General features: G+C 41.4%; 14 protein-coding genes and 1 pseudogene. 2 read left to right on the top strand and 13 right to left on the bottom strand.

Annotation, left to right across the window (positions count from 1 at the left end):
* On the bottom strand, window positions 1-732 hold the full coding sequence (locus MHH90_RS01635; protein ID WP_002891761.1) for an ABC transporter ATP-binding protein: 732 nt from the start codon (window positions 730-732) through the stop codon (window positions 1-3).
* Between the two features lie 274 nt (window positions 733-1,006).
* On the opposite strand from MHH90_RS01635, the gene MHH90_RS01630 reads away from it, so the two are divergent.
* Entirely contained in the window at window positions 1,007-1,738 is a 732-nt protein-coding gene (locus MHH90_RS01630; RefSeq protein ID WP_014608678.1) for a DUF554 domain-containing protein, read from the top strand.
* Window positions 1,739-2,089: 351 nt separating this feature from the next.
* Here the strand turns inward: MHH90_RS01630 and addA are convergent, their stop codons facing one another.
* From addA to MHH90_RS01595, 7 genes and pseudogenes are all read right to left on the bottom strand, one after another.
* Window positions 2,090-5,743 carry a helicase-exonuclease AddAB subunit AddA gene (gene addA / locus MHH90_RS01625; protein WP_340725748.1) on the bottom strand — a complete coding sequence of 1,218 codons (3,654 nt, stop codon included), beginning with the start codon at window positions 5,741-5,743 and terminating at the stop codon, window positions 2,090-2,092.
* Window positions 5,733-9,053, bottom strand: coding sequence for an ATP-dependent nuclease subunit B (gene rexB / locus MHH90_RS01620; RefSeq protein ID WP_340725747.1), 3,321 nt, complete (start codon window positions 9,051-9,053; stop codon window positions 5,733-5,735). The genes addA and rexB overlap by 11 nt, the downstream gene beginning before the upstream one ends.
* A gap of 490 nt (window positions 9,054-9,543) precedes the next feature.
* A complete protein-coding gene (locus MHH90_RS01615) occupies window positions 9,544-10,239 on the bottom strand; it encodes a hypothetical protein (RefSeq protein ID WP_011681597.1) in 696 nt (231 codons plus the stop codon).
* Between the two features lie 4 nt (window positions 10,240-10,243).
* Entirely contained in the window at window positions 10,244-10,690 is a 447-nt protein-coding gene (locus MHH90_RS01610) for a LytTR family DNA-binding domain-containing protein (protein ID WP_011681598.1), read from the bottom strand.
* 217 nt (window positions 10,691-10,907) lie between these two features.
* The gene (locus MHH90_RS01605) at window positions 10,908-11,528 is read right to left on the bottom strand and encodes a hypothetical protein (RefSeq protein WP_011226524.1); all 621 of its coding nucleotides are present in this window, start codon (window positions 11,526-11,528) and stop codon (window positions 10,908-10,910) included.
* Between the two features lie 461 nt (window positions 11,529-11,989).
* Window positions 11,990-13,013, bottom strand: a pseudogene (locus MHH90_RS01600) (DUF6574 domain-containing protein).
* 117 nt (window positions 13,014-13,130) lie between these two features.
* Window positions 13,131-14,516, bottom strand: a complete 1,386-nt coding sequence (locus tag MHH90_RS01595) for a Cof-type HAD-IIB family hydrolase (RefSeq protein WP_084830774.1) — start codon at window positions 14,514-14,516, stop codon at window positions 13,131-13,133.
* 73 nt (window positions 14,517-14,589) lie between these two features.
* On the opposite strand from MHH90_RS01595, the gene MHH90_RS01590 reads away from it, so the two are divergent.
* Window positions 14,590-15,555 carry an asparaginase gene (locus MHH90_RS01590; protein ID WP_041827163.1) on the top strand — a complete coding sequence of 322 codons (966 nt, stop codon included), beginning with the start codon at window positions 14,590-14,592 and terminating at the stop codon, window positions 15,553-15,555.
* 768 nt (window positions 15,556-16,323) lie between these two features.
* On the opposite strand, the gene recG is transcribed toward MHH90_RS01590, so the two are convergent.
* The 5 genes from recG to MHH90_RS01565 all read right to left on the bottom strand — a co-directional run bounded on the left by recG (window position 16,324) and on the right by MHH90_RS01565 (window position 22,118).
* Window positions 16,324-18,342 (bottom strand): ATP-dependent DNA helicase RecG, encoded by a 2,019-nt coding sequence (gene recG, locus MHH90_RS01585; protein ID WP_014608687.1) that lies wholly within the window; start codon window positions 18,340-18,342, stop codon window positions 16,324-16,326.
* A gap of 128 nt (window positions 18,343-18,470) precedes the next feature.
* Window positions 18,471-19,574: an alanine racemase gene (alr, locus tag MHH90_RS01580; RefSeq protein ID WP_014727691.1), complete on the bottom strand. Its 1,104-nt coding sequence runs from the start codon at window positions 19,572-19,574 to the stop codon at window positions 18,471-18,473.
* Between the two features lie 20 nt (window positions 19,575-19,594).
* Window positions 19,595-19,954: a holo-ACP synthase gene (gene acpS / locus MHH90_RS01575; RefSeq protein ID WP_002951878.1), complete on the bottom strand. Its 360-nt coding sequence runs from the start codon at window positions 19,952-19,954 to the stop codon at window positions 19,595-19,597.
* A gap of 3 nt (window positions 19,955-19,957) precedes the next feature.
* Window positions 19,958-20,989, bottom strand: a complete 1,032-nt coding sequence (locus MHH90_RS01570; RefSeq protein ID WP_002947699.1) for a 3-deoxy-7-phosphoheptulonate synthase — start codon at window positions 20,987-20,989, stop codon at window positions 19,958-19,960.
* Between the two features lie 97 nt (window positions 20,990-21,086).
* Window positions 21,087-22,118 carry a 3-deoxy-7-phosphoheptulonate synthase gene (locus tag MHH90_RS01565; RefSeq protein ID WP_011681613.1) on the bottom strand — a complete coding sequence of 344 codons (1,032 nt, stop codon included), beginning with the start codon at window positions 22,116-22,118 and terminating at the stop codon, window positions 21,087-21,089.
* Window positions 22,119-22,121 lie beyond the last annotated feature (3 nt).

Here is a 22,121-nt window from a genome sequence, read left to right as displayed (position 1 = left end):
CTACACCTCCTCGATCTTACGTCCAGCCATTTCCAGATAAATAGTTTCCAAATCCTTGTCAGGGTACTGAGACTTAAGTTCCGCTAGAGACCCTTGGAAGATGAGTTTTCCTTTCTTCAAAATAGCAATACGATCACAGAGCTGCTCAGCTACACTTAGAACGTGGGTTGAAAAGAGCACACTATTACCCTCCTTAGCGTGGTTACGCATGGCTTCTTTCAAATCATAAGATGCCTGTGGATCCAGACCAGTCAAAGGCTCATCCAAAACCCAAATCTGCGGATTAACCAGAAGAGCACCGATAACGACAACCTTCTGACGCATACCGTGAGAGAAGGAAGAAATGAGGTTATAGCGACTTTCCGTCAAGTCAAAGGTAGCCATAAGATTAGTCAAACGTTCCTCAACCTGACTAGCTTCCAAATCATAGATACGTGTCAAAAAGTACCAATAGTCATTAGCAGTTAAATTTAAGAATAAGTCTGGTGAATCTGGCACATAAGCGATTTTTTTCTTGATAGCATCACGATGTTGGCTGAGGGCCATATCATCGACGTAAACTTCACCGTAGCTAGCTTCAATGATAGACGTCAAAATGGAAATAGTCGTGGTCTTACCAGCCCCATTGTGACCAATCAGACCAAAAATCTCCCCATCTCGAATCTCGAGGTTAAGATCTGAGAGAGCATCCTTATCTTCATAACGTTTCGTTACGTGTTCAAAACGAATCATCTTTTATCCTTTCTTGAGAATCTATTTAACAATAGTCTCATTTTACGCTTTATATTAGATTGTAAATTAGAGTTATTACCTTGTTTTTTATGGACAATACTCTAATAATATCAGCACTAGTTTTAGATAACGCTGTTTTGTTATCTTCTCGTTTATTGTATCATTTCAAAGGTACAATTTCAATAAAACGTTTGTAAAAACGAGACAATTTTGCATTCGGTCTTTGATAATGCTAAACTTATAGTATTTAGAATAAATAGGAGGAAAATCACTGGTGCCAAGCGGAATTATCATCAACTCGCTATCTATTATCTTAGGAGGAATCGCTGGAGGGCTCTTCGGGGACTATCTCAGAGACGATTTCAAGGAAAATCTTAACCTTATCTTTGGTCTAGCCTCTATGGTAATGGGGATTAGCGCTATTATGAATATGGTTAATATGCCTGCGGTTATCTTTGCCGTAGTTATCGGTACCATCGTTGGGCTGGCCCTAAAATTTGGAAACCTCATCAACAAGGGAGCTGGGCTTATGGAAAAAGGCTTGTCCAAGATTACACCAAGCAAGCAAACAGGGTTAGCTCACGATGAATTTTATGCGCAGCTCTTGACAGTTATCGTCCTTTTTTGTGCGAGTGGTACAGGAATTTACGGGAGTCTTGAGTCTGGGATGACAGGCGATGCTTCTATCTTAATTTCTAAATCTATCCTAGATTTCTTTACGGCTATGATTTTCTCTTGTAGTCTAGGCTACATCGTCTCCATGATTGCCATTCCACAATTTATCGTTTTCTTCCTCCTCTTTGTGAGTGCTGGTTTCATTCTCCCTCTAACAACAAAAGCCATGATTGGAGACTTTAAGGCTTGCGGGGGCTTCCTCATGATTGCGACCGGTTTTCGTATTATGAAACTGCGTCAATTCCCAACAGCAGATATGATTCCAGCCATGATTCTGGTTATGCCTATTTCCTGGGCCTGGGTCAATTGGGTGGTTCCTTTGATTAGTTGATATTAGGATTAAAATAAACTAAAACCGTCAGTCTCATGCTGACGGTTTTTATCTCTATTTATTGCTATTATGGATCCTAACTATTAAAAACTAGTAATGTTTGTGGCAGTTAATTCTAATTTTTCTAACCTTGTTTAGACTAAGATGAGTTTGTTATAATAGCCCTTGTAGGCCTAAGCAACCTACAAGATACTTTTTTTCATAACTATTTCCATCCTCTAATATTTTAACGAACTTACAATACTGATGGAAATCTATCGAAAAGACTGGTGTGTGCACACCGGTCTTTTTTGGTGGGATTAAGACACAAAAAACCACTCTTTCACCATGAAAGAATGGTTAGGCTATAGCTTATACTTCTACGACTTCCAAGTCTTTTCCACCTAGGAGAATAAGGTATTTATCAATCTTATCTATTTGATAGGCTTGGCTGAGTGCTTTAGCATAGAGGCTCATTTGCCCTTTGTAACGTTCCTTAAGTTCACTAGGATGAGTGAAGCGGTCCGTCTTATAGTCAAAGAGGACAATACGGTCTTCAAGAAGAAGGTAGCCATCGATGATACCACGGACGACAAAGTCTTCTTTACTAGCGGGATCTTCTGCCAACATAGCAAATGGTGCTTCACGACGCAACTTACCACGGTTAGCTAGAATGAGCTTCCCAAGTTCGGTGTCAAAGAAGCCTAGTAGCTTTTCTAACTGCACACGCGCCTTAACTTGATCATCTGCCGATACCCGACTCAACGCCTGTGTCAAATCTTGGAGGGTCACCTTGTCAGAAAGAATCAAGCGTTGCATGAGTTCATGGGTGGCTGAACCAACTGCAGCTCCAGTGACCTTAGTTTTTTGCCCAAAGTCTGGAAGCTCAAAGGTAGTGGTAGTCTCAAGAAGTTGCACTTCCTCTTTCTTGTCCATAATATCCACCCCTTCGGTATCCATAACAGGTTCGTAGAAGGCTTTGAGCTGGCTCGGCGTACGCACAGATGGCAGGTCAATCGCTGGTGCATAAAGCTGGTTGAGTTTTTCAACACTTTCTAAGACAGTTAGAGCACGCTTAATATCTTCCGTCTGACGATTGTTAGATAGATCATCAGCATCTACTGCTGCCTTGACTTCAACCTGTCCAATAGCCTCTGGCGTCAACTCCTCATCCTCAACAAAGCGAACAGTAAACTTGAGGTCCTTTCTCATAAAAGCAGTATCAAGTGCCATAATCCAATCCTGATAAGTAGCAATCTGGTCACGTAGAGCCACTGGTAGGCGATTATTTTCGACATCAGTGCCATACTTCTGGGTTAAGGTTTCCTTACTTCCCTTACCAACTAGGTAGAGTTTCTTCTCTGCACGTGTCATTGCCACATAGAGTAGACGCATCTCTTCTGAAATACTTGCCCTGCGCTCTTCCCTACGATTTTCCTGGAAGGTCAAGGTCTCAAGAACAACATTTAACTTAGGCAAATTGGTGTTTATCTGGTCTTTGAGGTCAGCTAGATACTTAATACCAAGCCCTTTTTCACGATTGATAATATACTTACCGCTCAGGCCATCCTTGCTGTGACCAATGAACTTGCGATTCATCTGCAGGACAAAGACATACTTGAACTCTAGCCCCTTGGACTTGTGAATGGTCATGAGGCTAACGGCATTTTTGGGAACCAAATCTGTCACTTCCTCTAGGTCGTTACCGCTAGCAATAATCTTATCAATCATGCCAATAAAACGAGAAAGCCCCTTAAATCCTGTCTTTTCATAAGCATTAGCACGCAAGGCAAGGGCATAAAGATTGGCCTGGCGTTGCTCAGCTCGTGGAAGACCTCCGACGTAATCATAATAGAAACGGTCGTTGTAAATCTTCCAAATGAGGTCATAAATCGAATGACACTTACTGTAGTCACGCCAATCTGCCAGAGTCTCTGTGAAGAGAGTCAACTTGGCATCAAGTCCTTGCATCGCAACTTCCGGATGAAGGCCTGATTTGGTATGAGCTGCAAGAAGCTTATCATAGAATTGGCCTTTGTCAGCCTGAACTGCGATACGAGTCAGGTCATCCTCGTTGAAGTTAAACATAGGTGAACGAAGGAGAGCAACGAGAGCATAATCGTTAAGAGGATTATTGATAGCACGAAGGGTGTCCAACATAATCATAACTTCTAGTGACTCTAGGTAGCTTGACTTATACTCGTCAGGAACCAAGGGAATACCGTGTTCCTCGAAACTTACCATCAAGTCCAGATAGGTGTTACGGTTCGGTGCTAGGAGGGTGATGTCCTCAAAACGTACACCCTGCTCATGAAGTTTGATAATTTCTTTGATAACCAAGGAAATCTCACCGCTGCTGATAGCTTGATCAGGACCTTCTTCATCCTCACTCGTACTAGATTCATCACTATTATAAATCAGAACCTCAGTTTCATTTTCAGGATGGGGCTCTTTTTGCTTCTGACTACCTGCTACCAACATATGAGTCTTGTCATATAGGATGTCCCCGATTGCCTGATCCATGAGGTGGCTAAAAACACCATTTGTCGCATCAAGGACTTCAGATTGACTACGAAAGTTCTCCTTAAGGAGAATCAGCTTACCTGCATCAGGATTTTCAAGGAAAAGCTGAAACTTATCATTAAAAATCTGAGGGTCTGCCTGACGGAAACGATAAATGGACTGCTTGATATCTCCCACCATGAATCGGTTATGGCCGTTAGATAGAAGTTCCAACATTCGTTCTTGAGTATGGCTATTGTCCTGATACTCATCCACCATAACTTCATGGTAACGGTCCCGGTAGCTGACTGCCACCTCTGGATTTTCTTCCAAAATACGGATAGCAAAGTGGGCAATATCCGAGAATTCAAAGGTATTTTCCTGAATCTTTGCCTGTAAATACTGATCCGAAAAATCAAGTACAAAGGACTGAAGTAGCTCCAACATAGGTAGGATATCATCATTATGCTTGGCCAAAACCTCCAGAACGGTGAGCTGAGTATCGACCTCTCGCAACTGAGCCACAAACTCATTTTTGGTCTTGTTGTATGCTTCCTTGTAGGCCTTGAGTTCCTCGTCTTTAGGACGGGTCATATTGGTCAAACCAGTACCTCCTGACAGAGTCAATAGTTGTTTGAGGAGGTCCTCCATATCAGTTTGGTCATTAATCAAGGAGCCCTCAAGAAGGATAATGGCATCTGACACATTATTCAGATACTTGGCCTTGGCAAATTCACGCTGAGCTATACCTAAATGGTCTCTTAAGAAAGCTAGGAAATCAGCCAACAATCCATCTTTAAGACTGTCTAAAAGCTCATTTTTAGCCTGTTCTGGCTTAGCCTCGATCTGTCCTTTCAAGAGATTTTGACGTAGCCATTTTTCAGGATCTGCAGTAGCCTGAGAAAAGCTGTAAATATCGTAAACTAAATCACGAAAAGCCTTGCTAGTTTTGCTATGTCCAGTGAAATTACGGACCAATTTTTGAAAAAGTTGGGCATCCTTTCCTTGCATGTAATCATTGAAGAGATCAGCATAAACCTCATTTTTCATAAGCGTCTGCTCAGCAAGGTCTGTCATGATACGGAAAGTAGGTGACACACCCAGGAGATAGCCATACTGATTGACCAATTTCTGGGTAAAGGCATCCATGGTTCCAATATCAGCCGTCCCAATCTTGGCAATCTGGTCTGAAAGAAATGCCCGCTCCTCATCCGTCTCTGCCTGTCCTAAATGCTTTGTCAGCCGCTTTTCCAGACGCTCCTTTAACTCACCTGCAGCTTTTACCGTAAAGGTTGAGATAAAGAGTTGATCAATACCAACGCCACGTCCAATCATATCAAGGATACGCTCAACCATGACAAAGGTTTTCCCTGAACCAGCTGAGGCAGATACCAAAATATTAGTACCATTACTGTAAATAGCTTCAATCTGTTCTGGTGTTAACTTGCGATCCTTGTCAGAAGCTGCTTCTTGGGCAATACGTTCCTCAATCTCTGCTGGACTTAAAAAAGCTTTAGTCAACATGGTTATCCTCCTGGTCTTTTTTGTCTACTCTCACAGCATGATCAATGACTGGAAAGGAGATAGTATTTTCAGAAACTTGCATCTGATTCTCTTCCTCAGTTTTTGCCATCAACTCCAAATAGGCTTCCTTCTTGCCCTTTTTGGGTAAACGTAAGAGTTTACGAGCCTGTCCCATGTGGCGGTCGGCCTCGAAGTGAGTAATAGACTTGATTTGATCCCCTTGAACAGACTTGCCATCCTCAGTATAAGGATTGATCGCAAAATTCCCACTTCGAATAACTTCAGCAGCACTCCTAAAGAGCTTAATATTGTAGTCCAACAAGGTTTCTAAATCCTCCTTGTCATAGGTGACAGTCTTTTGCAGATCATAGTTTCCACCAGTCAAATGCTCCGTTTCTGAAGCCACAAAAAGTCCCTTATAAGTCAATTCCTTATGAGCCTGAGCCGCTAGCTTTTCCAAACCAATCTGAGCTAGGTTAAGCTGTGGGACCTGCATGTGAAGATACATAGCCCCAAAAAGTTGATCAGCATCAACCTTATAGGTTTGACGGAGAGCCTCCAGATAGGTCACCAATTGCGGACTTAGGCCATTGTAGAATTTCTGAATATCAAAGACATTTTTACCTGTTTTATAGTCAACAACACCCAGAGCACCATCTGTTAAACGGTCCACTCGGTCAATAATCCCAGTAATCTTGATGCTATTTGCTAAAAGCAAGTCAAACTTGACTTCCTCACACTCAACCTTAACCGCCGCATTGTCACGTAGAACACTGGCAGTTGAACGCGCAATGTCCTCCAAAATCTGACGAGAGAAACGACTCTCTTGGTCCTCGGTATAGAGAATTTCAAAAGGTTGATCCTGATTGGTCTGAGCAATGGCCTTTTCCAATTTATCATCGAAGCTTTCTGATGACGAATCACCCATCACACGCTCAAAGACTCGGTGTAAATAAGTCCCGTGGTGTCGAGCATCCGGATGGATAGACTCTAGCTCCTCAAGTTCCAAAACATAACGCAAGAAATAAAGATATTGGTTGTTATAGAAGGTCGTCAGAGCTGTAGCTGATAATTTCAGTGGTTCTTCCTCCGGAAAGACCAACTGCATGACCTGATCGTCCACCTTGGTTGTCGTCACATCGTCAATCACCTTTGGAATCAAGACTTGATCCTTATCAAGTCGCTTACGGAGATAGCGTACAGCAACCGACCAGAAAGTCTGGGTTTCTTTGTCCAAGTCAAGATCCAAATGACTACTGTTAAGGGCAATGACAGTCGACAGAAGGTCTCTATAGTTCCCAATCTGGTCCCCCTTTGCTTCGAAACGATTGCGTCCCTTTTCCACCAATGGAATACCAAGGTCAAGAATCTCCTTCAAATAAACCGACATGTCATCTTGACTTTCATTTATAATTTGTGGCTGACTAAGCACTAATTGTTCACTAGCAGCATTGAAAAGCGACATAGCCACAAAATGACCTCGCTTACTATTGCTCTGCGTAACAATATCCAATCTCCTGTGCTCATCCGTCGCCTCATTGATACGACTACGCTCCTCATCAGACAGGAGACTCTTATTTTGTCCCACCTTAGGAAAATGTGACTGGGTCATCCCCAAGGCAAAAACATACGGAGCCGAATGTGGCTGTATTAAGTCGTATTTTTTCACATTGACCACATCCACAGTAGCTGGAACCGTACGGTAATCACAGGCCAACATTCCCGAACGCAAGATAGACAAAAAGTCGTCCACTGAGAGCGATTCGTCTCCAAAGATAGTCTCAACCTGCTCCAAGATATGAGTGAAAGCCTTCCAAACCTGTTCATTCTGTTCTTTTTCAGCTTCACTGGCCTTGGTGGACAATTCAACCATCTGACTTGGCAGTTGCACGGCCTCTAAAAAGACCACCAGTTTCTTGAGTAGACTAGATCCCTTTTGTTTGCGACTATTAAGAAACTTGTCCAAGGGCTCTATCAATTGTGACCGCAAGGCATTGATCTGGTCTAAATTATACTTATCACGACTATTAGCTGTAAAATCAGACAAGAATTTATGACGCCCCTTGATATCCGCAAAATTGACATAATACTCAAAAAGGTCTAAATCCTCTTGAGCAAAACCACCATAGAGACCGGATTTTACAAGGTTAACCAAATCCTCAGCACGGTAGTTATAGCGCTTGATACGCTCTAGCGAATCCACAAACTCCACCAAAGGATGGCTAGACATGCTTTCTTCCTTACCGAAATAATAAGGAATATCAAATTTTCGGAAAATCTGCCCCACGTGAAGCTTATAACTCTCCTCGTCACCAAGCAAGACCAAAATATCCTTGTAACGCTTGCCATCTGCCAGCAACTGGCGAATACTCTTGGCAACCTGGGCCACTTCTTCTTTCTGGTTGACCACTTCCCAAACCTTCAGGGCATGCTTATCCTGCTCAGTTACCGTCTCATCTACCGTACTAAAGTCATGACGGCTCTCCAAAAGACGACTAATACGCGCAAAAGAAAGATTGCCCTCCTTGTCTGTCGTCACGTAGTCGGGTATCACCTTATATGTCTGAGCCAAAGTCCTCAAGAAATCCACTGAGGCTTGATAAACATTGCCATAAACAAAATTGGCCTTATAAGCTTTTTGACTAGTATAGGTCCCCACTACAATCTGGTGGCACTTGTCGTTCAAGAGTGCAACCAGAGCCTCCTCCTCAGCCGAGAAACGGGTAAAACCATCAACGACCAAAACTGTGTTACTCAAGGCCTCATCCAGATGTCCTGAGGTAATTTCCTTAAAGAAGGCACTAAGCTTTGATTGATTGTCAAAATCTCCTGCCAACAAGAGGTCCTGAGCTGCACTGAAAATCCTTACCAAATCCTCTTGTTTTTCAACCTGATCCAAATGCTGTAAATCCAATACTGTCATATTGGCCTGCTGCAACTCTTTATAAAGGTCCACTAATTGATTAATAAAGTTGCTATCCTTACGCAAACGGCCATAGACCTTGAGCTCATCATCTCCCATGTGCAACAACACTTTATAAAAAATCATGGCCAAACCTGTATCATCCAACTGAGTCTTTGGGTTACTCGTATTGAGAATAAAATACCTAGCCATTTGAGTAAAACGAGTCACCGTAATGTCAAAAGATGCTGACTGAGGCAGGTATTCTAAAACCTTTCGCTCCTTTTCAAAGGATAGGGCACTAGGAGCAATATAAAAAACCCTCTTTCCCTTTTGAGCATAGCTAGACGCCTGCTCCGTCAGAATTTCTGTTAAATCCTGAGACATATCCGTATAAAGTAATTTCATAAGACGTCCCTTTCTTGTCTCTACACCAGTCGTTCGGACTAAGTCGGACTAAGCAAGAATTTCCATTCACTTAGCACTAACAACCACTAATCCTTGCTATTATAACACAGAATTAACCAACAATCAGACTCCTCCCTCATCCCTTTCTAGCCCTCTGGCCTATGGTCCAGGCATAAGCTTATCTCCTGCAGGAAAAGCCCAAAATATCTGGTCCTCTAGCCAAAAAAAGAACCAAATCAAAAGATTTAGCACCACAACTTTATTTAAAAATTAATTCCTGTTCTAGTAGGAAAAAAGAGAGTGATACCGAACAGCTTTTCAAAAACTCTCCCTTGTCCTACTCCCTCGAGTATTAGTTGATTTAAAAGACTTGATGACGTTAGGAATCCCAGAGCTCTTGTCCCTCCTGAAAATAGATTGAGCCTATCTTATCACAGGAGATGAGATAAAACAATAGGTATTATATTAATCAGAGGTTCCCTCCACTAACTTAATCAATCGAACTCTCACCAACATAAATAATTTCTAAATTACCCAAGGAAACATCACCTTTGATGTAGAAGTCCTTGTTAGTTAAGTTGCTAGGATTTTCCTCATGCTGTACAGCTGAAAGAGAGTTATCCACATTCACATGCACCCGCCAATCACTGGGCACATAGAGGCTAAGACTTCCAAGAGAAACGTCCACATCAAACTGAGCAGATGGCCCCTCAATACGGCAATTATCAAAATAAACGGAAGCCTGTCCTAAACTAACATCCGCACTCCCATGTGTAAATTGCTGGTCATTGAGATATTTGGTCACTACTGAAAAAGTGACATCAATATCATTTCCACCATTATTAGCGTCTGAGCCAGTAGAACCCAGTCCAAAGCGATTCTTTGTTTTACTAGAAGAATTGAAGAGAATGTTCAAGCCAATAACTGCAAGAATGGAAGAGAAGATAAGGACCGAGTTAGATACTGGAAGAAAATGGAACTGTCCATTAAGTGAAAATAGAGCCACAATGCCATAGGCGAAACCAAGACCAAAATGTCGCTTCAAAAGACTAGAAAGGGACAAAATTGCCAATAAGACTACCCAGGCCAACATCCAAATACTAATTTCCCATTTTATAAAATAGTCTTGTACAATTACCAAAGCTGCCAAAAGGATCAAGAGGATCCCAATTAATTTCTTTCTCATTATCTTACCTCATTTCGTTTAGTCGTTCTTTTAAAACTTGATAGTAGCGTCTTGATACATGGACCTGCTTGTGGGTCTGATAGAAATTCACCGTACTAGTCCCCGAAAAAGACTTCTCTAAAGAATAAATCTGCTTAGCATTAACAATCGTCGATTTGGAAATCCGACAAAAGGCAATCGGGAGCAACTCTTCTAATTCGTAGAGCTTTTGCTTCACCTCATAGGCCTCATCCTTGGTATGTCCAAAAATCTTTTCCCCGTCTGTTTCAAAAAAGAGAATATTTGCCAAATCCAGAAAATATTCGCTTCGATCCTTGTAAAAGGCTAAAGGAACTAACTTTTTCTTTAGAATAGATTCTTGGAGCTGGGCCAATTCCTGTGTTAACCGAGGAGCTCGAATCAAGATTTCAGGCTCATCCATGGATGGGTCCAATTCGATTCTAACTTTCATAATACTCCTTTCCTGTCCTTTTGATGGTTCTTCTATTATAACAGCTGCTTTAAACTAAACAAGGCCTTTTAGGTAAGTGGTAAAGTTTAGACCCTAAGAGGTAAAAACAGACAAACAAAAGAACCTGGCAATTACCAGGCTCTCATTTTTAGTAGAGAGGACTACCCTCCTAATTGTAATCAGTTTAACAATGACTAGCTCTATGAGAAAACAACTACTATTTCACAGTATCTTCACGACTCACTTTTTGTGATTCGATAGCTTTACCATTGATATGGTAGTCGCTGTAGTTAGAACTGCTACCACTAGAGTCACTATCGTCACCAACATATTCCACATTACATGACCATGAAATTTTGTCTTTAATATCTCCTGATGACTTGAGCTTCGAATCATAGCCATAAAAGAAATTATAGACTGCCGTGAAAGTTACTTTAAAGTTCTTTTCACCAGTCTGAACGACTTTAGTTACATCAACATCTGAGAAAGTAATACTATCAGCGGAACGGTTCTTGGCTCCCGTAGTATTTTTATCGATATCAGCCGTTACATCCTTATACATGGTATCATCAGTATCATTAAGGAAAATGTCAGAAACACCATCTGGGGTTGTGTTATGATTTGAGGCATAACTATCAAACTTACCATAAGTTGCTGATTCATAACGATCTGCTACTTGACCACGTGAGTAATAATAAAAACCAAATCCATAACCAGCAAGCGCTAAGACTACCACAACAATACCAGCAATAATCAGGATTCTCTTTCCTTTTGCCATGGCTGGATTGGCCAGTTTAGCAGCCTTACCATATGAGATAAACTGATAGATGATCGACACATCATAACCTGAAGACCTACCTATAAGAAATTCCTCAGGAAGAGGCTGACGACCTACTTAGTTTTTGAAGGCCTTCATCCAGATTACTTGTGCTTCTTTAGAAGTAGCTTATGAATGTTCTTCGGTGTGAGTCTGGTCTTCGCGAGACACCGGCGTGAGCTCCTCAGTTTCTAATAAAGTCGTTTCCTCTTCGTCATCAAGGGCCACATCTTCAACCACTTCCTCGGCAACGTCATACTCATCAATTTTTTCTGTTAGTTCAGGAGAAGTAACTTCCTAATCCAATCCCATTGCGGAAATGCCTTTAATAGCCTTTAAATCAAAATCTGATTTTTGGCCTTCTTCAATTTCTAAGACATGGGGCGGATGACCAACTGCCTTTTCAAATAAATCAATCTACTTTTCTTTTGTTGCCATAAAGACTCCTATACACTTGCCTTTTCAAAAATCGTTAAGCTTACTTAGAATAGAAGACCTATTGTAAATGATGACATGATAGTAAATACGATTGCAAACAAGATAGACAAAACGACACCGTTCAAGAGTGCTGCCAAGATCATTTGATAGAACTTATCAGCCTTCCATGCTGTTGTTACAGGAACAATTGTAAAGAGGTTAGCAATTGCAAACAAAGTACAAACTATATTAAACAAAAAGCTTGGGAAGACAACAAGTCCAATAGCTCCCAACAAGATAGTTACAAGCAATACTGGCAAGGCTAATGATGTCAAACGACCAAAACGATCGAAGCTATTTAAGAAGGTTGTTGCAGGGGCACAAAAGATGGCCTTACGTGTTATAAATCCTGCCAAGATGAAGGCAAAGATAAAGAGGAAGGCATCTAAAATACTTGCAAAGAAAGCCGCAAAACCAATACTAGATGCATGACTTGAAACTGATGGTGAGTAATCATTTGATCCGAAAGATCCAAAGATACTGCTGAATACACTCGCTGTTGACTTTAAAGTGTTAACCACTTTACGTGCTATTGCGCTCAAGATAGTAAAGAATGCAAGCCCTGTAAAGAATGACAAGAAGATATAATTAAGCCAAGCATTATGTTTACCATAATCTGTCATATCTGCTGGACGACGCCATGCATTAAGCAACCCTGTCCAGTAATTTTTGAAAGTTGTTGCAAATGCTGATGGTTGGGCTGGAACAACTACAGCTTGGCCATTGATAAATTGGATATTTTGACCTGGTTGAAGAGGTTGACCGTTAGCAAAAGCTACTTGCTGACCAGCTTGCCCATTCGCAAAACCAGCTTGTGGTCGCACTGCTTGATTTGGCACTCCTTGGACTGGAGTTGGTTTAAGCCCCTGCAAAGATTGGTTGTGCTGGTGCTTCTTGAACAGGTGCCGCTTCAACTGCTGGTGCGTCATCTTGAAACTCACCTGCTGCAAGTGCTGCTGCAATTTCTTCTTCAGTTGCTGAACGACCATTAATGGCTTCAAAAAAATCTAACCAATCTGCTTTAGTCATAATAAACTCCTTAAAAATACATAGAATGACATTATTTTTCCACAAGTAGGGCTATCAATAACTGTCATTTTTATTAGAAAAAGATTTGGAGCAGACTGTCCAAACCTTTTTCTCTTCTTATTTACTTCTTTGTAGAGATTTTTGAATCTGACGATCTAGCTCACGTTTAATGTGTGGTTCTGGTGCAAATCGCTCTTCCCAATCACTTGGTTTAAGAATTTTGTGGGTCACAGGATCAAAGTGAGCTTTGCCATCTGGGAAAATTTTACCCATATTAGCCTCATGAACAGTATCAAAGAAAGGCTTAGGATCCACACCCATAAGGACAAATGAGCCATAGGTCAAGTAAAGCAAGTCAGTCAATGCATCCACCTGATCAACCATAGTTGACTCTGAGTGCTCTTTAGAACTAACTTTGAGCGCTGCCTTGTCAAGAGCAGCATGCAAATCTAGAACAGCCTGACCAAAGACACGCTTGTCCCCACCTGATGAAGCATAGAGGAATTCGACAATTTCTTCCAACTTGAAGTCCGAACGGTGACTAGCTTCCTCAATACCGTAAACACGAGGCATATCGATAGTTGAGCCATCCATCAAATGGTGGAAATCCTTAACCTTGTTGAAATTATCATCATCACTGGTAAATGAATTCTCTGTTTCAAAGTGAATCAAACCATAGTGTGACAAGGCTTTGGCAATCCCATTCTGGTTATTAGTATCAGTGACATGGGTAGCCTGGTCTTTCAGTTCATCTTCCCCATTTCCCATGGCAACACCAACGCCGACGCCAGACAGCATTTCTAGATCATTTTCCGAATCCCCAAAGGCCATAACCTCACTGAGTTCGAAACCAAAAACCTCACCTAGATGAGCGATACCTTTCAACTTAGATTGATCCGCTGAAATAATATCGGCTGAGTAAGGACTTGAGCGGGTAATCTTCACATGAGGAAATTTTTCTTCAATATCTTGTGTTTCACCCACCGTCGCTACCATAACTACCTGATAAATAGGCTCACGCATGATAGTTTTAAGGGTTTCAATGCTTTGTGGCTTGAAACGACGAATCAAAGACTTGAAACTACGCTCCACCATCTTAGCCCAGGACTTAGGGACAATACGACTAACGATTTGCCCAAACTTACTCGTCCCCATACTGATGATATTAGAACCAACAAGACCTGTACTAGTCCCTAGAGAAATCTCTCTACGGTGCTTGGTGGCATAGCGAATCAAGTTGTAGACTGTTGATTTAGGGAGCTGGTTTTGATAAAGGACCTTGTCGTGAGTCAAAATATACTGACCGTTATAAGTGACTGCAAAATCCAAACCTAGATTGTCCATGAAAGGCTGGACAAATCCTGGACCACGACCTGTTGCCAAACCAACTAAGATACCATCTTCCTTCATCTGACTGATGGCTTTTTTGGTTGAACTAGACACGCGTTTTCGGTCATTTAGAAAAGTCCCATCAATATCAAAAAAGACTGCTTTAATGGCCACAGAGCTCCCCTCCTTCTAACATTTTATGCTAAAATAAATTATAACATAAATAAGATAGTGAGTAGTATAAATGATTAAAAAAATCCTAGTCCTTCATACTGGAGGAACCATTTCCATGTCCGCAGATGACGATGGCAAGGTCAGTCAAAATGCTGATAATCCCATGAACCATGTTGGACTTGATCTAGATAATCTAGCCTTAACTGTTCTAGACTTCTTTAACATCCCTAGCCCACACATTACGCCTTACCACATGCTTGATATTTATAAAAAAATCAAGGAAACAGCTGGACAATATGATGGGGTGGTTATCACCCACGGAACAGATACCCTGGAAGAAACAGCCTACTTCCTAGATACCATGAACGTTCCTGAAATTCCAATCGTCATAACTGGTGCCATGCGTTCGTCAAATGAGCTAGGAAGCGATGGCGTCTACAACTATCTCTCAGCCCTTCGTGTCGCAAGCAATGACAAGGCTGCCGATAAAGGTGTCCTAGTCGTTATGAACGATGAAATCCATGCGGCCAAGTACGTGACTAAGACCCATACTACAAACGTGGCAACCTTCCAAACACCAACCCATGGTCCACTAGGCATCATCATGAAGCATGATATCCTCTGGTTCAAAACTGCTGAGCCTCGTGTTCGCTTTGACTTGAAACAAATTACAGGAACTGTGCCAATCATTAAGGCTTATGCTGGAATGGGAATTGGAGATGGTATCATCAGTCTCCTAGCCCCTGAAAAGATTGACGGCGTGGTTATCGAGGCTCTAGGCGCCGGAAATCTCCCACCACTAGCTGCAAGAGAAATTAAGTCACTTATGGACAAGGGAGTTCCCGTTGTACTCGTTTCCCGTTGCTTTAACGGCATCGCCGAGCCAGTCTATGCCTATGAAGGTGGTGGTGTTAAACTCCAAGAAGCAGGCGTTATGTTCATCAAAGAACTCAATGCTCCAAAAGCTCGTCTCAAGCTCCTCATTGCACTCAGTGCAGGACTAGAAGGCCAAGAATTAAAAGATTATATTGAAGGGTAAGACATGAAACTTAGCATTGAAGCAACTGATAAATTGGAAAACAAAGATTTCCACTAGGAACTAATCGTCTTACAGACACATGTCACCATGGTCTGTGGTACTGTGCTAGCCAGTCTATCCCGGATTGCATGGCTGAAGAAAAAATACTAGTTTATAGATAAGGTTTTACTACTTTACAAATAAGATTTGTTCAATGATTCGAAAAACAGAAAAACCAGTTAAGAAAATCTCAACCGGTTATCTTACTTATGTTAATCGCCTAAACTGGTCATTCTTCCGTCTAGACTTGTTATGATTTTAAGAAGAGGGATTCTACGTTATGAAAAAGAAAAAAGGATTTTTGGAAATTGAGGGATGAAAGCTGTAGAATATGGGTAAATTTAGCCTCTTCCTGGGCATCACTATTAGTTTTGATAAACCTTAAAGTCTTGAGGATGCTTTTGAAAATTGGGGTTATAAATTACTTTAATTTTTACTGTCATTGTTTTTCCTCCTTTTTAGGAATGGTTTGACCTAGCCAAAACGTTTTATTATCAAAACCTAACTCGTTTTGATGGTTTTATTATAGGGTCTCTAACTTAAAGAAAGCTTGTAATAAACTTGAAGGAAGCAAAAACTCTCAGTGAGTTCACTGAGAGTTTTTGTTATCATGGATAAAATAAGGTAAAGCCTGCAAAATAAAATATAAGACCTATCATCCTAAGAAAGAAGGCATGGCAGATAGCAAAAAATCGAGTTTTAACCGCTTCTTTTTCATTGGTTTCCTCCTCAGTCAAACTCATCTTGGTTTCTCAAATGAGCTTCTAGCACCTGCCAATCAGGATTCTCACGCCAGTTAGGGTCAGAAACAATTTGACTGGCCACGCACCTTGCTTCTTCTAGGATATTATAGTCTTCCACAATATCAGCCACCTGAAATTCAGGAATGCCTGACTGCCGCGTCCCGAAAATCTCTCCTGAGCCACGCATTTTAAGGTCCTCTTCTGCTAAAACAAAACCATCCGTAGTCTCACACATGGCCTGCATGCGTTTTTTACCGGTATCATTTTTAGGATTAGCCACCAAGACACAGTAAGACTGCTTGTCTCCACGCCCTACACGGCCTCGAAGCTGGTGAAGCTGGCTAAGTCCAAAACGATCCGCATCCATAATAACCATAACCGTAGCATTAGGTACGTTAACTCCAACTTCAATAACTGTGGTTGATACTAAAATCTGAGATTTTTTGTCCTTAAAATCCTGCATAATTTGGTCTTTTTCATCATTTTTCATCCGACCATGCATCAGAGCCACCGTAGCTGAATCTCCAAAAAACTCTGTGAGTTCCTGATGAAGGGCAACAGCATTTTTCAAATCAAGAGACTCAGACTCTTCAATCAAAGGAGAAATAAAATAGACCTGAGCATCTTTTTCTAACTCACTCTTAATCCAAGTCAATACGGTGTCTAGTTGCTCATGTTTAACCCAACGGGTAATAATAGTCTTACGTCCAGCCGGCATCTGATCAATGATTGACACATCCATCTCCCCAAAGGCAGTGATTGCCAAGGTCCTAGGAATGGGTGTTGCTGTCATCATGAGGACATCAGGATTGTCTCCCTTCTCTCGGAAAATACGACGTTGGTTAACTCCAAATCGGTGCTGTTCATCAGTAATCACCAACCCAAGTTTATGATAAATCACCGCATCCTGAATCAGTGAGTGAGTTCCCACAATCATTTGAGCCTCCCCAGACTCAATTTTAGAAAGAGCTACTTTCTTATCTGCCATCTTCATCCCAGAAGTTAAGAGGACTACCTTTAGCTCAGGAAAAAGTCCCTTCAAACTCTGATAATGCTGCTCTGCTAAGATTTCCGTCGGCACCATAAGGGCAGACTGCAATCCTGCCGTATAAGCCCCATACATGGCAAGACTAGCAATAACTGTCTTTCCTGAGCCCACGTCTCCCTGCAAGAGACGGTTCATGTGAGCCCCAGATTTCATATCAGCTAGGATTTCTGATAAACTGCGCTCCTGGGCTTTGGTCAGAGGGAAAGGAAGGGTAGCAATCTTGGCTTTTATTTTTACCTCATCGTAAGAAATCGCTAGTCCATTGGTCTCTGATTTATTCTCAGCCTTTAGCACCTGTAAATTCATCTGGAAATAAAAGAGCTCCTCAAACTTAATCCTACGTAGGGCCTGCTTATATTCAGCCAAATCTTTAGGAAAATGCATGACACGCACAGCCTCTTGACGTCCCATGAGACGATACTTGTCCATCAGCACTTGGGGGAGACTTTCCTCCAACAAATTAAGGGCGCCACTGTCAAAAGCTACCTTTATAGCCTTTATCAGCTGGGCCTGACTAACACCCTGAGCCACATGGTAGACTGGCTGCATATCGTCCTCAACATGAGCCAAGACTTTCATACCAGTCACTGCAGACTTCTTACGGTCCCACTTGCCAAAGATAGCCACTTCTGCCCCCACCTCAAACTTGTCCACAAGATAAGGCTGATTAAAGAAATTAATGGCAATCACAGCCTCACCCTGCTTTATTTTAAAGCTAAGACGATTACGTTTAAAGCCATAATACTGCACATTGGCCGGTGTTACCACTGTTCCTGTAATGACGGCCTTTTCTCCATCCATCAGTTCAAAGATGGACTTACTCTTAAAATCTTCATATCGAAAAGGAAAATAAAGCAAGAGGTCCCCAACTGTGTGTAAATCTAATTTGGTAAATTTTTCAGCGGACTTAGGACCAAAGCCCTTCAAATCTGCAATTGGTGAATCTAGTTGAATCATATTCTATATCATTTCTATCGAGTTCTATTCCTTGTAAAAGAGGAAGCCTTATCAGCTATTATAACACATGGAAATGATCTTCCCTAAAATCAAAAAATCCAGTATCAAACTGGAGTTCCTTTTTTATATTAGTCATAGCTACGAGGTACACGATCACTAAGTAAACAAAGGACCTCGTAGTTGATTGTGCCACGCTTTTCAGCCACCTCTGTCGCAGTAATGCTCGCTCCTCCATTTTCACCCATAAGCGTAACTGGAGTTCCTAGTGGATAAACCTTAGGAAGGCGAACAGTGATCTGGTCCATAGACACACGCCCAACAATAGGACAAAGTTGTCCATCCACAATAACATGGAAACCTTGTAAATCTCTAGTCCAACCATCCGCATAGCCAATTGGAAGCGTTCCAATAACTTCTTCATCCGTAGTTGTATAGGTTGCACCGTAACCCACGTCTTGACCGGCTGGAAGGGTCTTAACATGAATAAGAGCTGTCTCTAAACTTAGGGCAGGTTGAATATTATAGGGAAGTTCCAAGACACTGCCACTAGGATTGAGACCATAGATGACAACACCCAGACGTACCGTATTAAAGACGGTTGCTGCATGCCAAATACTTGTCGCTGAGTTGCTAGCGTGCACCAAGCGAGGTCTATCAGTCAAGTTATCCACCAAATCGGTGAAGAAAGATAATTGACGCTTAAATTTACTATCATCTGCTTCATCAGCTGTTGCAAAATGAGTAAAAATACCTTCGACATCAGCACCAAGAGCCTTCAGACCAGCAATCAAGTTATCTGCGTCCTTTAGGTTACGTACCCCAATACGACCCATACCTGAATCAACCTTAATATGACAGGTCAAACCTGTCAAATCAAGCTCTTGTTTCTGAGCCAGTGCCAACCACTCAAGTGAGGCCACCGTCAGACTAATATTTTCTTGAATAGCCAAGGGAATACCATCTGGCAAGACTACTCCCAAAATAAGTATCGGTTGCTCTATGCCAGCTTGACGAAGTTCAAGCGCCTCATCTAGGTTAGAAACACAAAAACCATCCACCTGCTTAGACACATGTTTAGCCACTTCAACAGCGCCATGACCATAAGCATTGGCCTTTACAACTGCAAAAGTCTGCACCTGTTTAGGAATATGACTAACCACTTGTTCAATATTTTCTGAAATTGCTGACAGATCAACCTTTGCCAAGGTTGGTCGATGTAAACTCGAAATCATAAGCTATCCTCTTCCAACACCTATCTCTTGGTTTTTTCTAAAATGACACTTGCCTGAACAAAATCACCACTATGAGAAATGGAGATAAAGACATTTCCTTCAAAAGGCGACTGAGTAACCACGGGAGCTCCCTTATCATTATTTAGAATTTCAATATCCTTAAAACCGACTGCTCCGATTCCAGTACCCCAGGCCTTTGAAAAAGCTTCCTTCCCCGCCCAACGGCCTGCCAGAAACGACATCTGACGCTCTCCAGAAAGGGACTCGAAACGCTCCCATTCTTTTGGTGTCAGTACTTTCTTTGCAAAACGTGGGTTTCGGTCATAGGCCTTTTTAACTGCTGAAATTTCCTGCAAGTCTATACCATGTCCAAAAATCATAAACTATTTTGAAAGGGTAGTATGGATTTCACGAATAAGGTTAACCGTTTTTTCCCAACCGAGGCATGGATCTGTGATTGATTTTCCATAAACTTCAGGTGTATCTTGACGACCATCTTCAAGATAAGATTCAATCATAAAGCCACGCACAGTATCAGCAATACGCTTATCCCACTCACGGTTAAGAAGAACTTCACGCACAATACGGATTTGCTCCATGAAGTTTTTACCAGAGTTATCATGATTTGTATCAACAAGAATAAATGGATTTTCTAAACCAAATTCACTATATTTATCCAAAGCCTTAACTAAGTCCTCGTAGTGGTAGTTAACCTCGTTTTGACCATATTCGTTACTAGAACCACGTAAAATAGCATGTGCTAATGGATTACCGTCTGTTTTCACTTCATGGCCATTGTAGATAAACTCTTGCTCGTTGTGAGCAGCATAGATAGCATTGAACATAACATTAAGATTTCCAGAAGTTGGATTTTTCAACCCCGTTGGGACATCAAGCCCCGAAGCCACAAAACGATGTTCTTGATCTTCAACTGATCGAGCACCAATAGCATGGTAACTTAACAAATCTTCAAAATAGATTAGATTTGTCGGATATAGCATCTCATCAGCAAGCGGAAGTCCGGTTTCCCTAATAATGCGAGATTGTAGACGACGCACTGCCTTAATACCTGTTATAAGATCAGTAGCTCCTTCTGAATCAGGTTGGTGAACAAGTCCTTTATAACCATCACCATTTGTGCGTGGTTTAGCCGTATAAACACGCATAACAATGAAAATCTTATCCTTGACTTCCTCTTGCAACTTAGATAGGCGATGAGCATAGTCAAGTACAGCTTTTTCATTATCTGACGAACATGGTCCAATAACTAAGAGAAGACGATCATCCTCACCTTTAATTATCTTAGCTAAGGCACTATCATTAACCTGTTTTTTCGCCAAGTCATCTCCTGTAAGAGCATGTGCTTTTCTTACTTCTGCTGTATCAATTAATGAACTAATTTTATGAATTCCCATTTCCCTATTCTCTACTTCCTATTTTGGATAAAGAGTCGAGCCGTTTGGAAGATCCCAAAACGGCTCAATTCTTTACATTCAGACTGTTTTCAAATTATTATTTTGAAAGTGTTGCGTGAATTTCACGAATCAATTGCTCAGTATTATCCCAACCAAGACATGGGTCAGTAATTGATTTTCCATAAACTTCTGGTGTGTCCTGACGACCATCTTCAAGATAAGACTCGATCATAAATCCACGTGCAAACTTATTGATTTTTTCATTCCAATCACGGTTAATCAAGGTCTGACGTACAATACGTACTTGCTCCAAGTAACGTTTACCAGAATTATCGTGGTTCGTATCAATCACGATAAATGGATTTTGAAGTCCCATCTTTTCATAGGTGTTAATAGTATCAAGGATATCATCATAGTAGAAATTAGGAATATTCTTCCCGTATTCATTTGTTGATCCACGAAGGATAGCGTGTGCTAACGGATTTCCAGATGTCTGAACTTCTTCACCGTTAAAGAGGAAGTCTTGTTTGTTTTGTGCAGCATAGATACCATTAAACATAATGTTAAGGTTACCTGATGTTGGATTTTTCATTCCAGTTGGTACGTCAATACCCGACGCGACGAAACGGTGTTGTTGATCTTCTACAGAACGAGCACCAATGGCAATGTAGGACACAAGGTCATCTACCAAAGGAAGGTTTTCCGGGTAAAGCATTTCGTCAGCAGTTGTGATACCAGTTTCTGTGATAACACGGTAGTGAAGATTACGTACAGCTTTGATACCATTAATTAGATTCGGTTTTCCTTCAGCATCAGGTTGGTGCACAAGCCCTTTATACCCATCACCGTTTGTACGAGGTTTAGCAGTATAAACACGCATAACCATAAATACTTTATCTTTCACTTCTTCTTGAAGTTTAGCCAAACGGTGTGCATAATCAAGAACTGCATCCTCATTATCAGATGAACATGGACCAATCACCAAAAGTGTACGGTTGTCCTCACCCTTGATGATTGCCTCAAGCTCTTTATCACGAGCTTGCTTCTTGGCAAGGGCTTCTCCTGTCAATGTAGTTGATTCTTTAACTGCATCAAAATCAATTTTTTCACTTACTGCTTTAAAAACCATTAT

The sequence above is a fragment of the Streptococcus sp. FSL E2-3488 genome (assembly GCF_038003585.1).
In the GTDB taxonomy this organism is placed as follows: Bacteria; Bacillota; Bacilli; order Lactobacillales; family Streptococcaceae; genus Streptococcus; species Streptococcus thermophilus.
This window is presented reverse-complemented; position numbering and strand designations above follow the sequence as displayed.